Annotated in this window: 13 protein-coding genes; 3 read left to right on the top strand and 10 right to left on the bottom strand. The window is 70.8% G+C overall.

Annotated features, from left to right (window positions below; genetic code table 11):
* Positions 1-43: 43 nt before the first annotated feature.
* From CF165_RS53300 to CF165_RS47610, 4 genes are all read right to left on the bottom strand, one after another.
* Positions 44-295 (bottom strand): hypothetical protein, encoded by a 252-nt coding sequence (locus CF165_RS53300; protein WP_093954213.1) that lies wholly within the window; start codon positions 293-295, stop codon positions 44-46.
* The gene (locus CF165_RS47620; protein ID WP_020643722.1) at positions 292-648 is read right to left on the bottom strand and encodes a WhiB family transcriptional regulator; all 357 of its coding nucleotides are present in this window, start codon (positions 646-648) and stop codon (positions 292-294) included. The genes CF165_RS53300 and CF165_RS47620 overlap by 4 nt, the downstream gene beginning before the upstream one ends.
* 151 nt (positions 649-799) lie before the next feature.
* The gene (locus tag CF165_RS47615; protein WP_093954212.1) at positions 800-1,057 is read right to left on the bottom strand and encodes a hypothetical protein; all 258 of its coding nucleotides are present in this window, start codon (positions 1,055-1,057) and stop codon (positions 800-802) included.
* Positions 1,058-1,425: 368 nt separating this feature from the next.
* Entirely contained in the window at positions 1,426-3,522 is a 2,097-nt protein-coding gene (locus tag CF165_RS47610; protein ID WP_205661220.1) for an ATP-dependent DNA helicase UvrD2, read from the bottom strand.
* A gap of 56 nt (positions 3,523-3,578) precedes the next feature.
* On the opposite strand from CF165_RS47610, the gene CF165_RS47605 reads away from it, so the two are divergent.
* Positions 3,579-4,307, top strand: a complete 729-nt coding sequence (locus tag CF165_RS47605; protein WP_093954210.1) for a DUF4191 domain-containing protein — start codon at positions 3,579-3,581, stop codon at positions 4,305-4,307.
* Between the two features lie 53 nt (positions 4,308-4,360).
* Here the strand turns inward: CF165_RS47605 and CF165_RS47600 are convergent, their stop codons facing one another.
* Positions 4,361-4,750, bottom strand: a complete 390-nt coding sequence (locus tag CF165_RS47600) for an RDD family protein (RefSeq protein ID WP_093954209.1) — start codon at positions 4,748-4,750, stop codon at positions 4,361-4,363.
* Between the two features lie 269 nt (positions 4,751-5,019).
* Here CF165_RS47600 and glnA point away from each other — a divergent pair, with 269 nt between their 5' ends.
* Positions 5,020-6,444, top strand: coding sequence for a type I glutamate--ammonia ligase (gene glnA, locus CF165_RS47595; RefSeq protein WP_093954208.1), 1,425 nt, complete (start codon positions 5,020-5,022; stop codon positions 6,442-6,444).
* Positions 6,445-6,513: 69 nt separating this feature from the next.
* Here the strand turns inward: glnA and CF165_RS47590 are convergent, their stop codons facing one another.
* From CF165_RS47590 to CF165_RS47570, 5 genes are all read right to left on the bottom strand, one after another.
* Positions 6,514-6,945: an acyl-CoA thioesterase gene (locus CF165_RS47590; protein ID WP_093954207.1), complete on the bottom strand. Its 432-nt coding sequence runs from the start codon at positions 6,943-6,945 to the stop codon at positions 6,514-6,516.
* A gap of 14 nt (positions 6,946-6,959) precedes the next feature.
* Positions 6,960-9,935 carry a bifunctional [glutamine synthetase] adenylyltransferase/[glutamine synthetase]-adenylyl-L-tyrosine phosphorylase gene (locus CF165_RS47585; RefSeq protein WP_167441779.1) on the bottom strand — a complete coding sequence of 992 codons (2,976 nt, stop codon included), beginning with the start codon at positions 9,933-9,935 and terminating at the stop codon, positions 6,960-6,962.
* A 29-nt stretch (positions 9,936-9,964) separates the two neighbouring features.
* A complete protein-coding gene (locus tag CF165_RS47580) occupies positions 9,965-11,098 on the bottom strand; it encodes an inorganic phosphate transporter (RefSeq protein ID WP_167441778.1) in 1,134 nt (377 codons plus the stop codon).
* 94 nt (positions 11,099-11,192) lie between these two features.
* On the bottom strand, positions 11,193-11,942 hold the full coding sequence (locus CF165_RS47575) for a type 1 glutamine amidotransferase (protein WP_093954205.1): 750 nt from the start codon (positions 11,940-11,942) through the stop codon (positions 11,193-11,195).
* 15 nt (positions 11,943-11,957) lie between these two features.
* The gene (locus CF165_RS47570) at positions 11,958-12,386 is read right to left on the bottom strand and encodes a rhodanese-like domain-containing protein (protein ID WP_093954204.1); all 429 of its coding nucleotides are present in this window, start codon (positions 12,384-12,386) and stop codon (positions 11,958-11,960) included.
* A gap of 111 nt (positions 12,387-12,497) precedes the next feature.
* Between CF165_RS47570 and CF165_RS47565 the strand changes: the two genes are divergently transcribed.
* Positions 12,498-12,944 carry an Lrp/AsnC family transcriptional regulator gene (locus CF165_RS47565; RefSeq protein WP_093954203.1) on the top strand — a complete coding sequence of 149 codons (447 nt, stop codon included), beginning with the start codon at positions 12,498-12,500 and terminating at the stop codon, positions 12,942-12,944.
* Positions 12,945-13,168: the final 224 nt, after the last annotated feature.

The following is a 13,168-nucleotide window of genomic DNA, read 5'->3' as shown; positions in this document are numbered from 1 at the left end:
GCACGACGGCCCCCGCCGCCCGAAGGCGGCAGGGGCTCTGCGCTCAGTTCTGGTCCTGGTACCGCTCCGCCCGTCGAGCGGCCCATCGGGCTACTCGCGTCCAGCGGCGGGCCGCACGCGCGCTACCTCGGGCCCGCTGGGCGCGGACCCCCTCCTCCAGGTCCCGTATTCGAGCCCTGGACAGTTCTTCATAAAGCAACATCTCGCTGATCTCCTCGATCTCGGTCTTCGTCAACTGCAGTCGCGGACACATCCGCGCTTCGTAGTCCTTTGCGGTAACCGGTTCGACGCTCATGCGGCGGCGCTCCGGTGATCGCCGCGGGCCTTGGCCGCGGCGGGCTCAACGGCGGCGTTCTTGCGCGGACGGCCGCGGGGCCGCTTGCGCGCGATCACGACACCGCGCTCGAAGATCTCGCCACCCCAGACGCCCCACGGCTCACGCCGGGCCAGCGCACCGGCCAGGCAGGCCTCGCGCACCGGGCAGTCGGCGCACTGCGCCTTGGCGCGCTCGAGCTCGGCCGGGGACTCCGCGAACCACAGGTCCGCGTCGCCCGAACGGCAGGGCAGCGCCACGTCGGGGACGGCGATCGGGTCGAGCAGGTCGGCGAATATTGCCTCACCCGAGGTGTAGGCGATGGCCGAAGACATGGGGGTTCCTCCTTGTGTCGTACGGGTTTTCTCTTGGGAGATGGAGCTGGGCAACGCTGGTTCCTCTTGGGTTGTGCAGCCAAAAACACGAAGGCCGCGGATCCGGGGTTTCCGGTTCCGCGGCCTTCGTGAGCCTCGTGTCCTGACTAGGTCAGGAACTTCGCTCCCGTATCGACAACGGAACACGGAACTGCTTGATGGTCGGCAGATCGGCCTGCGGGTACGCGGCGAGAACGCCCTGCGTCCCGAAGACGACGACACCGGTGGCCCAACGCCGCTCGACGCGACGCATGCCACGGATCTCGTGCGCGCTCACGGACACATTGGTGCCCGGGCGCGAAGCAGCCGCGGTTTCCGCGGCGCAGGACAGACGGGTGCCCGGGTTCGTGAGCGTCACGTTGATGGTCATTTCACCGGCACCTCCTTCTGTACTCTGTACACACGGCCGCCGAGCGGCGCTGCGACGTGGATCCCCAGCCGAGCCCTTCGGGCTCGGTACTGGCAGGTTATTGCCCCCCACCACACCGGGGCAACTCAATTAACGGGAAAATCCTCGAAGTTACGAAGATCGCCCCTGAGCAGCGGGTTCGCCGCGTCGATCATGGCTGCGACGCGGTCAAGACCGCATCGTCGCCGGTCGGCCGCACCCTCGGCGCGGGCGGGACGACACCGGCCGGAAAGCGATCGCCCGACAGACTGCCCGAAAGGGCGGCCCGATCGGGCACCGCCGAAGCGCACTCGGACCGACCATGCGCCGCCGGAACCGGCCGAGCCCCGTCAGGACTCCGCCGATGCCCGGACGACGCCGAGGATCTCCGCGCCGAAGCGTTCGAGCTTGGTCGCGCCGATGCCGGAGATCGACACCAGTGCCCCTTCGTCGACCGGGCGCTGCTCGGCGATGGCCATCAGCGTCGCGTCCGTGAACACGACGAACGCCGGCACCTTCAGCTCGCGAGCCCGGTCGGCGCGCCACGACTTCAGCCGCTCCAGCAGGGCCTCGTCCACCGTGGACGGGCAGCGCCCGCAGCGGCCCAGCTTGACTTCGATGGTCTCCAGCAGCGGCCCGCCGCAGACGCGGCAGCGCGTCTTGGCCGGCGTCGACGGCTTCTGCTGCTGCGACCGCGCCACCCTGGCGGCCGGGTGGTCCTCCGGGACCAGGCCGTAGAGGAACCGGCTGCGCCGCCGGTTGCGCCGCGCGCCCGGCGTGCGGGCCAGCGCCCACGACAGCCACAGGTGCTCGCGGGCCCGGGTGACGCCAACGTAGAACAGCCGACGCTCCTCCTCGATCGCCGCTTCGTCGTCGCCGGCGTGCAGGATCGGCATCGTGCCCTCGGCCAGGCCGACGAGGAACACGGCGTCCCATTCCAGGCCCTTCGCCGCGTGCAGCGACGCGAGCGTCACGCCCTCGACCGTCGGCGGGTGCTGGGCCGCGGCGCGCTGGTCGAGCTCGGCGCAGAACCGCGGCAGGTCCGCGTCCTCGACCGTCGCGGCGAGTTCCTCGGCCAGTTCGACGATCGCCAGGAGCGCGTCCCAGCGTTCCTTGGCCGCGCCGCCGGCGGGCGGCGACTCGGTGAGGCCGACCCGCGCGAGGACCGAACGCACCGTCGTGACCAGGTCGGAGCTGCCGTCGCCGCTCGCCGCGCGGAGTGCGGACATCGCCTGCCGGACCTCCGTCCGGTTGAAGAACCGCTCGCCGCCGCGGACCAGGTACGGGATGCCCGCCTCGGTCAACGCCGATTCGTAGGCCTCGGACTGCGCGTTCACCCGGTAGAGGATCGCGATCTCGCTCGCCGAGACGCCGCCGTCCAGCAGCTCGCGCACCCGCCGGGCGACGGCCTCGGCCTCGACCGCCTCGTCGTCGAACTCGGCGAAGCGCGGCTCCGGCCCGGGCGGCCGCTGGCCGATCAGCTTCAGCCGCGAGCCCGCCGGACGGCCCCGCGCGGCGCCGATCACCCGGTTCGCCAGCGCGACGACCTCGGGCGTCGACCGGTAGTCACGCTCGAGCCGCACGACGGTGGCGTCCGGGTAGCGCCGGGTGAACTCGAGCAGCGGCCTCGGCGACGCTCCGCCGAAGGAGTAGATGGTCTGGTTGGCGTCGCCGACGACGGTCAGGTCGTCGCGGCCGCCGAGCCACGCGTCGAGCAGGCGCTGCTGCAGCGGCGTGACGTCCTGGTACTCGTCGACGACGAAGCAGCGGTAGCGGTCGCGAAACTCCTCGGCGACGGTGCCGTGCTCTTCGAGCACCGCCGTCGTGTGGAGGAGGAGGTCGTCGAAGTCGAGGACCTGCGCGGCGTTCTTCAGCTCTTCGTACGTGCGGTAGACCTCGGCGATCTGCGCCGCCGGCGCCGGGATGTCGCGCTGGGCGCGGGCGGTGACGGCCGGGTAGTCGTCCGGGCTGATCAGCGACGCCTTCGCCCACTCGATCTCGCTCGCGAGGTCGCGCAGGACCTCGACCTCGGTGCCGAGCTTGGCCCGGTTCGCGGCCTGCCCGACGTAGCGCAGCTTGTTCTCCAGCAGGTCCCACGGCCGGTCGCCGACCACGCGCGGCCAGAAGTACCGCAGCTGGCGGCGGGCGGCGGCGTGGAAAGTCAGCGCCTGCGCGGCGTCGACGCCGAGGCCGCGCAGCCGCGTCCGCATCTCGCCCGCGGCCCGCGTCGTGAAGGTGACGGCGAGCACCTGACCGGCGGAAACGTGGCCGGACCGGACTAGGTGGGCGATCCGGTGCGTGATCGTGCGGGTCTTGCCCGTGCCGGCGCCGGCGAGCACGCAGACCGGCCCCCGTGGGGCACTGGCGGCGGCGCGCTGCTCGGGGTCGAGACCGTCGAGCAGACGGTTGATGCTCTTGGTGGAAAGTACGCCGGTCACGTCCGGCATCCTCGCAGAGGGGGACGGGGAAACGGGGCAGGGGCACGCGGCCGTATCCTGGTCATATGGCGGGTAAGCAGGACAAGGAAGCGGCCAAGCAGGCCAAGAAGGAGAAGCGCGCGGCGAGCAAGGCACGCCGTGGCCAGCTCTTCGAGGCCTTCAAGATGCAGCGCAAGGAAGACCCGTGGCTCATCCCGTGGATGGTCGGCGCGATCGTCGTCGTCGCCGGCGTCCTGTTCGGGATCGGGTTCTTCTTCAAGGCGCAGTGGGTGCTGCTGCCGCTGGGCCTGGTCCTCGGCGCCCTGCTCGCCATGATCATCTTCGGCCGGCGCGTCCAGCGCACGGTCTACTCGAAGGCCGACGGCCAGCCCGGCGCCGCGGCGTGGGCGCTGGAGAACCTGCGCGGCCGCTGGAAGGTGACGCCGACCGTCGCGGCGACGACGCAGCTCGACGCGGTGCACCGGGTCCTCGGCGGCCCCGGCGTGGTGCTGGTCGCCGAAGGCGCGTCGCACCGCGTGAAGACCCTGCTCGCCCAGGAGAAGAAGCGCGTCTCCCGCCTGATCGGCGACACGCCGATCTACGACGTGACGATCGGCCACGAAGACGGCCAGCTCCCGCTGAAGAAGCTCCAGGGCTACCTGATGAAGCTGCCGCGCAACCTCAAGCCGGCCCAGGTCGACGCCCTCGAGGCGAAGCTGGCCGCCCTCGGCAACCGCGGCGCGGCGCTCCCGAAGGGCCCGATGCCGGCCGGCGCGAAGATGCGCAACGTCCAGCGGACGATCCGCCGCCGCTGACCCGCTCATGAGAAAGGCCCCGTCCGGAACCCGGACGGGGCCTTTTCGCGGGTTCAGCGCATCCGGATGACGACGGTGCCGGTCAGCCGGTCGAGCCAGCTGCGGCCGTCGGCGTTGCGGACCGCCGCCGGGATGATGACGAACGTCAGCGCCGCCCGGACCAGCGCGCGCAGCGGGCCGACCAGCGCGGCGCCGTCGAGGCGGGCGACGCGGATGCCGACGGCGGCCATGCCGGGTGTGAAGCCGAAGAAGCCGGCGGAGATCACGGAGATGACCGCCCAGACGCCACCGGACCAGAGGTTGAAGTTCTGCATCGCGACCGGGTCCTGCAGGCTGGGGTGCAGGAAGATCGCCGTGACCAGGGCCGCGACGACGAGGTCGGCGATCAGCCCGAGCAGCCGCGCGCCCCCGCTCGCCGCCGAGCCGACGCCCGACTCGGGCAAACCGAACTTCTCACCCGGCCAGCGCGAGCCGTGTTGATCAGTGTCCGGACCACCGTCGCCGGTGCCGGGTAGCCATTCGCCGGTCCATCTCGCCACCCGTCTAGGGTATGCCGGTGGCGCGGACCACATCCGACCTGGTCGGATACCCGATATCGACCACCCGTTAACACTGGCGAAACATACGGGTGACGGTCGGGCAACACCGCACTTTTAGCGTGAGCCGAAGAGAGCACTGCCGTACGAGCTCGAACGAGAAGGAGTCACCGAGGGTGCCCACTACTCCAGACGACATTCAGCGCCTCATCGCCGACCAGAACGTCGAGGTCGTCGATGTCAGGTTCTGCGACCTGCCCGGCGTGATGCAGCACTTCACGGTCCCCGCGAAGGCGTTCGACAACGACGCCATCGACGAGGGACTCGCGTTCGACGGCTCCTCGGTGCGTGGTTTCCAGTCGATCCACGAGTCCGACATGCTGCTGCTGCCGGACCTGGACACGGCGCAGATCGACCCGTTCCGCAAGGCGAAGACGCTGTCGATCAACTTCTTCGTGCACGACCCCTTCACGCGCGAGGCCTACAGCCGCGACCCGCGCAACATCGCGCGCAAGGCCGAGCAGTACATCGCCGAGTACGGCGTCGCCGACAGCGTGTACTTCGGCCCCGAAGCCGAGTTCTACATCTTCGACTCGGTCCGTTTCGACTCCGCCGAGCACGCCTCGTTCCACGAGATCGACTCCGTCGAGGGCTGGTGGAACACCGGCGCCGACGAGGTGGGCGGCAACCAGGGCTACAAGACGAAGTTCAAGGGCGGCTACTTCCCGGTCCCGCCGGTCGACCACTTCGCCGACCTGCGCGACGACATCGTCCGCAACCTGACGAACTCCGGTTTCGAGATCGAGCGCGCGCACCACGAGGTGGGCACCGCGGGCCAGACCGAGATCAACTACAAGTTCAACACGCTGCTGCACGCCGCCGACGACTTGATGATGTTCAAGTACATCGTCAAGAACACCGTGTTCGCGGCGGGCAAGACGGCGACCTTCATGCCGAAGCCCCTGGCGGGCGACAACGGTTCGGGCATGCACTGCCACCAGTCGCTGTGGAAGGACGGCACGCCGCTGTTCCACGACGAGTCCGGCTACGCGGGCCTGTCCGACACCGCTCGCCACTACATCGGCGGCCTGCTCAAGCACGCCCCGAGCCTGCTCGCCTTCACGAACCCGACGGTGAACTCCTACCACCGCCTGGTCCCGGGCTTCGAGGCGCCGGTCTCGCTGGTCTACTCGCAGCGCAACCGCTCCGCCTGCGTCCGCATCCCGATCACGGGTAACAACCCGAAGGCGAAGCGCGCCGAGTTCCGCTGCCCGGACTCCTCGGGCAACCCGTACCTGGCGTTCGCGGCGATGATGATGGCCGGCCTCGACGGCATCAAGAACAAGATCGAGCCGCCGGACCCCATCGACAAGGACCTCTACGAGCTTCCGCCGGAGGAGGCCAAGAACGTCCAGACGGTGCCGGGCGACCTCGGCACGGTGCTCGACACCCTCGAGGCCGACCACGACTACCTCCTCGAGGGCGGCGTCTTCACGCCGGACGTGATCGAGACGTGGATCTCGTACAAGCGCGAAAACGAGATCGACCCGCTGCGCCTGCGCCCGCACCCGTACGAGTTCGCTCTGTACTACGACGTGTGATCCGGTAGCACGCCCACGGACACGCCGGCGGCGAGGTGCGAACAGCCCTCGCCGCCGGCGTTTCTCGTGTCACTCCGCCGTCGACAGCACCTTCAGGTCCGCGCCCGCCGCTTCGAACCTGCCTCGCGGATCCTCGACCAGCTTGCGGCGCTCCAGGTCCATCAGCCCCAGCGTGCAGGTGATCTCCGCGGCCAGGGTCCCGTCGAGCTTCACGATGTTCGAGTCCATCTTGAACGTCTTGCCGCTGCCGAACTTGACGTCGCAGGTCACGTCGACCACGTCGCCGGCGCGCAGCTCGCGGCGGAACACCACGTGCGTTTCCAGCAGGACCGAAGCGAGCCTCGCCTTCCTGAAGCCTTCGAGGCCGCCGGCCGCTTCGAACAGCTCCAGTCTCGAAACCTCGCCGTACGAGTGGTAAACGGCGTGGTTGAGGTGGCCCAGGGTGTCCAGCTCGTAGTGCCGGACCTTGATCCGGGTCCGGAACGGCTCGCGATCGGTCACTCGCCCACTGTAGGTCAGGCCTCGTAGAACAGGTGCTCCACCACGGTGTGCGCCCGCCGTGTGATGCGGCGGTACGTGTCGAGGAACTCGCCGGGGTCGTCGCCTGCCGTCTGGCCGAGCACACGGGCCACCGCTGCCAGGTCGCGGCCCGAACCGGGGACCTCGTCGACGGCCTTGCCGCGCACGAGCATCCCTGCATTGCGGACCTGCGTCGCCAGCAGCCACGCCTCCCGCAGCGAGTCCACCTGCGCCTGCTCGGCCAGGCCCGCTTCCGGCAGGCACGCCAGCGCGTCCAGCGTCGACGTCGTCCGCAGCGCCGGGACCGCGTGCGCGTGCTGCAGCTGCAGCAGCTGGACCGTCCACTCGACGTCGGCGAGGCCGCCGCGGCCGAGCTTCGTGTGCCGCGTCGGGTCCGCGCCGCGGGGCATCCGCTCGGTCTCCACCCGTGCCTTGATGCGGCGGACCTCGCGCGCGTCCTTCGCGGCCAAGCCGCCTTCGGGGTAGCGGATCGGGTCGATCATCGCGATGAACCGGCCGCCGAGCTCGTCGTCACCGGCGATGAACCGCGCCCGCAGCAATGCCTGCGCCTCCCACACCTCGCCCCAGCGCGCGTAGTAGGCGCGGTACGAATCCAGCGTCCGGACCAGCGGCCCGCTGCGTCCTTCCGGCCGCAGGTCGGCGTCGACGACGAGCGCCGGGTCCGAACTCGGCGCGCCCAGCATCTTCCGGACGGTCTCCGCGACCGACGAAGCGAACTTCACGGCGTCGGCGTCCGAAACCCCTTCGGACGGCTCACACACGAAGAGCACGTCGGCGTCGGAACCGTAGCCGAGTTCGGCGCCGCCGAGCCTGCCCATCCCGATGACGGCGATGCGCGCCGGTGTCCGGCCGAGTTCGGCCTGCCGCTGCCGGAACGCCGCGGCCAGCGCGCCCTGCAGCACCGCCACCCAGACGCTGGACAGCGCTTCGCACACCGCGGGCACGTCGAGGAGCCCGAGCAGGTCTGCACAGGCGACGCGCAGGAGTTCGTGCCGCCGCAGCGAACGCGCCGCGGCGACCGCGGCGTTCAGCCCGGGCTGACGCCGGACCGCGGCACGCAACGACGTCGCCACCTCGGCGGGCGTGCGGCCCAGCAGCCGGGCCGGGTCCCCGAGCAGCTGCAACACCTCGGGCGCGCGGACCAGCAGGTCGGGCACCAGCCGCGACGTCCCCAGCAGGAGGGCGAGGTTCTCGACGACCGTGCCTTCGTCGCGCAGCACGCGCAGGTACCACGGCGTGTCTTCGAGCGCCTCGGACACCTTCCGGTACGACAGCAGGCCGCCGTCGGGATCGGGCGTGTCGGCGAAGAGGTCGAGCAGCACCGGCAGCAGCGCCTGCTGGATCGCGGCGCGGCGCGAGACGCCCGAAGTGAGGGCCTTGATGTGCTGGAGCGCGCCGTCGGGCGCGGTGTAGCCGAGTGCGGCCAGCCGGCTCGCCGCCTGCTTGGTGGTCAGCCGCAGCGCCTCGGTCGGCACGTTCGCGACGGACTGCAGCAGCGGCCGGTAGAAGATCTTTTCGTGCAGGCGGCGGACGCCCTTGCCGTGCCGCCGGAACTCCGCGAGCAGCGCGTCGCCCTGGCTCTTGCCGCCGCTCGCCTTGATTCCACTGGCCCGGGCGAGGATCCGCAGCTCGCCGGTCTCGGACGTCGCCGGGAAGAGGTGGGTCCGGCGCAGCCGGCGCAACTGCAGCCGGTGCTCGATCATCCGCAGGAACTCGTACGACGCGCCCAGCTCGGCGGCGTCCTGACGACCCACGTACCCGCCTTCGCCGAGCGCCGCCAGCGCGTCCATCGTGGACGGCGAGCGCAGGTTCGCGTCGATCCGGCCGTGCACGAGCTGCAGCAGCTGCACGGCGAACTCGACGTCGCGCAGGCCGCCGCGGCCCAGCTTCAGCTCGCGCTCGGCGTGTTCGGACGGCACGTGCCCCTCGACGCGGCGGCGCATCTGCTGCACCTCGCCGACGAAGTTCTCCCGGTCGGCCGCCGACCACACCAGCGGCGCCACCATCTCGGCGTACTGGCGGCCGAGCTCGGCGTCGCCCGCCACCGGGCGCGCCTTGAGCAGCGCCTGGAACTCCCAGGTCTTGGCCCACTTCTGGTAGTAGCCGTGGTGGCTTTCCACGGTTCGGACGAGCGCGCCGGCCTTGCCCTCGGGACGCAGCGCCGCGTCGACCTCGAAGCACGCCTTCCCGACGACGCGCATCATCGTGCTCGCCAGCCGTGTGGCGGCGCCGAGGTCACCTTCGCCGACGAAGATGACGTCGACGTCGCTGACGTAGTTCAGTTCGCGGCCGCCGCACTTGCCCATGGCGATGATCGCGAGGGTGCCGTCCGCCGCGGCGCCGACCTCGGCCTCGGCGACCACCAGCCCGGCGGCCAGGGCGGCCTCGGCCAGCTCGGTCAGCTGCGCCGCGACCTCGGCGTAGCGCGGGTGCTCGAGCCCGGGTTCGACGACGTGCCCGAGGTCGGCGGCGGCGATGCCGAGCAGCTGGCCGCGGTAGGCGACCTTGAGCGCCTGCTCGGCCTTGAGCCCGGTGAGCACCGAGCCGTCGTCACCCAGCAGAGCCGCGCGCAAGGCTTCCCGGTAGCAGGCGGCGTCGGTGCACTTGTCCCCGGTGAGCGAGCGCCACTGCTCCGGGTTCGCGGCGACGAAATCGGCCAGCGCGCTGGACGTCCCGAGCACGCTGAGCAAGCGGCCGCGGAAGGTGCGGTTCGCGCAGAGCTGTTCCGCGAGTGGCGCCCACTCGCCGGCATCGGCCTCGCGGATGCGGTCCAGCCCGCGCAGCGCGAGGTCGGGATCGGCGGTGCGGGACAGCGCCGAGAGCACGTCGGTGGCCGACGCGACGGGGCCGCCGTCGTCCCACCAGCCGGCCGTGCGCAACTGACCCTCGGCACGGGCATCGGTGAAGCCGTACCTCGCCGCCGAAGCGGTCGTTCGCGCGCGGTCTGCCATCACCGACCACCGTAGCCGGGCGACGCGGCTCAGGCGGCGAGCCGGCCCGGCTCGGCTCCGGCGGGCGTCGGCTCGGGCACGTGGAAGCTGTGCGCGGTGACGGGGTGACGGCGCGAAAGCAGGTAGATGCCGAGGCCGACCCCGATCCCGACCACGCCGACGGCGACGGTTCCGGCGGTGCCGAGGGAGGCGACCTTGCCGGAGATCGCGCCGACGATCGCGGCGGCGGGCAGCGTGAACAGCCACGCGACGACCATCCGGCCCGCCATCCGCCAGCGGACCGGCGCGTCCCGGCGGCCGACGCCGGAGCCGACGATGCCGCCGGAGCACACGTGCGTCGTCGACAGCGGGAAGCCCAGCCGCGACGAGATCAGGATGACCAGCGCCGAGCTCGTCTGGGCGGCGAAGCCTTGCGGGCCCTCGATGTCCGTCAAGCCCTTGCCCAGGGTGTGGGTGATGCGCCAGCCGCCGAGGTAGGTACCGAGCGCGAGGGCGCACGCGGCGCTGACGATCACCCAGACGGGCGGCGACGCGCCCGCCGGGAGACTGCCGGCGCTGACGAGCGTGAGGGTGATGACGCCCATCGTCTTCTGCGCGTCGTTGGTGCCGTGGGCGAGCGAGACGAGCGACGCCGAGACGATCTGGCCGACCTTGAACCCGCGGGTGGCCGGACGGCGCCGCACCAGGAAGCGGTAGACCAGGTAGGTCGCGATCATGGCGACGACACCGGCGATGACCGGGCTCGCCGCAGCGGGGATCAGGACCTTCTCGACGATCTTTCCGAAGTGGACCGAATCGGCACCGGCCGAGATCCACGTGGCGCCGATCAGGCCGCCGAAGAGCGCGTGCGACGAACTCGAAGGCAGCCCGACGAACCACGTCACGAGGTTCCAGACGATCGCGCCGATCAGCCCGCCGAAGACGATCGACGGGCCGATCTTCGTGTCGTCGACCAGTCCGCTGGAGATCGTCTTGGCGACCTCCACCGACAGGAACGCGCCGACGAGGTTCAGGATCGCCGAGATCGCGACCGCCACGCGGGGCTTGAGCGCCCCGGTGGCGATCGACGTCGCCATCGAGTTCGCGGTGTCGTGGAACCCGTTCGTGAAATCGAAAACCAGGGCCGTGACGACGACGACCGCGACCAGCAACGAGGGCTCCACCCCGACCTCCGAACCCTTGTGGGGACTTCTCCCGCAAGGTACCTGACGGGTGCGCCCGGCGTTAACAGGACGTTGCTGGTTGTGACCCTTGTCGTTAAGCCAGCGGCAATGTGCGTTGACGGTCGACGGCGGGCGCGAGCTCACCGGCGGCCAACCGGACGAACCTTTGTGCGAAGGGACGCCAGGTCTCCTCGATGTCGGCGTGCACGGTGACCAACGCGTCGTGCTCGAGTGAGCCCGGCCGGGCGAACTCCGCGACTTCGGGGCACTCGGCGGCCCAGCTCTCGACGACGGCGGGCGTCGTCTCGATGTGGAACTGGACACCGTAGACACAACGGCCGAGCCGGTAGGCCTGGTTCGCGTAGCGCGGCGCGGATGCGAGCAGTTCGGCGCCGGGCGGGAGCCGCGTGATGGCGTCGGTGTGGAACTGGAGGACGTCCTGCATGAGCGGCAGGTCGGCGAACAGCGGGTCGGTCCAGGCCGCGTCTTTCTTGGCGACGAGGTGCGGACCGACCTCCGGCCCGTCGGAGCCCTCCTCGACCCGGCCGCCGGTCGCGAGGGTCAGCAGCTGAGCGCCGAGGCAGATGCCGAGCGTGGGCAGGTTCTTCGCCGCGGCCTTGGCCAGCAGCCGCCGGACGTCGGCCAGCCACGGGTGTTTCGCGTCGTCCTGCGCGCCCATGTCGCCGCCGAGGCAGACGACACCCTGGTAGCCGTCGACGTCCGTCGGAAGGCCGCCGTCCGGCTGCAGGCGGACGTCGAGCTCCGCACCGGCGTCGGTCAGCCAGTCGCCGAGGGGGCCGAGGGGGTCCGACGGATCCGGCTGGATGATCAGCAGTCGTGTCACGCCTTCCAGGGTAGGTCAGCAGGCACAGCGAATTCCGGGAGCCGTGGTTCCGTCGACCGGGTAGCCGGCGGCGATCCAGCTGGTGATGCCGCCGGAAAGCCGTTTCACCTTGAAGCCGAGTTCGGCGAGCTTGAGTGCGCCCTTGGTGGCGGCGTTGCACTGGGCGCTTTCGCAGTAGCAGACGTAGACGAGGTCCGTGTCGAGGTGCGCTGTGCTGTCCGGCGTCATGTCGCGGTAAGGCAGGTTGATCGCTCCGGGGATGCGCGCTTGCGCGAAGGCTTCGGGAGCGCGGGTCTCGACGACGACGTAGCCATCGGTGCGGCCGGCGTCGAGGTCCCGGACGAGGTCGTCGGGATCGACCTCGAAGCCGAGTTCGGCACCGAAGTACTTCACGGCGGCGTCCGGCGCCGGAGCGGGGACGGTGAGCGTGCGAGCGGTGGTCATGCGGTAAATCCTGCTGCCGGAGGCGCTTCCGGCACAGGGCAGAATCGGCATGGGAGCCCGGACCGGCCGGGGATTTCCCTGTTCTGGCCCTGCGAATCCGGGAGAGTTGCGGTGGACCCCCTCGACGACGTCGACTGGCACGTGCTGGAGCTCCTCCAGGCCGATGGCCGACTGAGCTTCACGGAGCTGGGCCGCCGGGTGTCGCTGTCCGGCTCGGCGGTGACCGAGCGCGTTCGCCGTCTCGAGGAGCGCGGCGTGATCACCGGCTACGCGGCGAGCATCGACACGACGAAGCTCGGGTTGCCGATCGAGGCACTGGTGCGGGCGCGGGTGCGGAGTCTCGACACACCCCGGTTCCGGGAGGCGGTGTTGCCGCTGCCGCAGGTCATCGCCGCGGACCACGTCACCGGGGACGAGTGCTGGATCCTGCGGGTGTTGTGCCGGGAGACGGCGGAGCTGGAGGAGCTGGTCGAGAAGGTCCAGCGGTACGGGGAGACGACGACGTCGCTGGTGCTGTCGTCGCCGTTGCGCCGGCGGTCGGTGACTCGGCCGGTTTGAGGCATCGCGCGTGATTGGGGAGGCATCATGCGTGATTGGCGGGGCATCATGCGTGATGGGAGGGGCATCACCGGCCGGCTGGGCCGGTGCTGGCGCGATCCAGGCCGGGACCCGCGTGGTTCGGGGCGGGACTCGCGTGATCCAGGCCGGAATTCGGGGACCGGGACGGTCGGGTCGCGTGCCTGGAGGGTCGGCTCGCGTGATTAGGGGGTCGACACGGGGGG

Origin of the sequence: Amycolatopsis vastitatis, assembly GCF_002234595.1 — a bacterium.
Classification (GTDB): Bacteria; Actinomycetota; Actinomycetes; order Mycobacteriales; family Pseudonocardiaceae; genus Amycolatopsis; species Amycolatopsis vastitatis.
The sequence above is the reverse complement of the archived record's forward strand: the minus strand, read 5'-3'. Positions and strand labels throughout refer to the sequence as shown.

Bases quoted from the DNA above. Each gene is read 5' to 3' on its own strand.
- CF165_RS47615 (WP_093954212.1), bottom strand. From the start codon at position 1,057: ATGACCATCAACGTGACGCTCACGAACCCGGGCACCCGTCTGTCCTGC.
- CF165_RS47605 (WP_093954210.1), top strand. From the start codon at position 3,579: ATGGCGGGTAAGCAGGACAAGGAAGCGGCCAAGCAGGCCAAGAAGGAG.
- CF165_RS53300 (WP_093954213.1), bottom strand. From the start codon at position 295: ATGAGCGTCGAACCGGTTACCGCAAAGGACTACGAAGCGCGGATGTGT.
- CF165_RS47610 (WP_205661220.1), bottom strand. From the start codon at position 3,522: ATGCCGGACGTGACCGGCGTACTTTCCACCAAGAGCATCAACCGTCTG.
- CF165_RS47585 (WP_167441779.1), bottom strand. From the start codon at position 9,935: ATGGCAGACCGCGCGCGAACGACCGCTTCGGCGGCGAGGTACGGCTTC.
- CF165_RS47620 (WP_020643722.1), bottom strand. From the start codon at position 648: ATGTCTTCGGCCATCGCCTACACCTCGGGTGAGGCAATATTCGCCGAC.
- CF165_RS47570 (WP_093954204.1), bottom strand. From the start codon at position 12,386: ATGACCACCGCTCGCACGCTCACCGTCCCCGCTCCGGCGCCGGACGCC.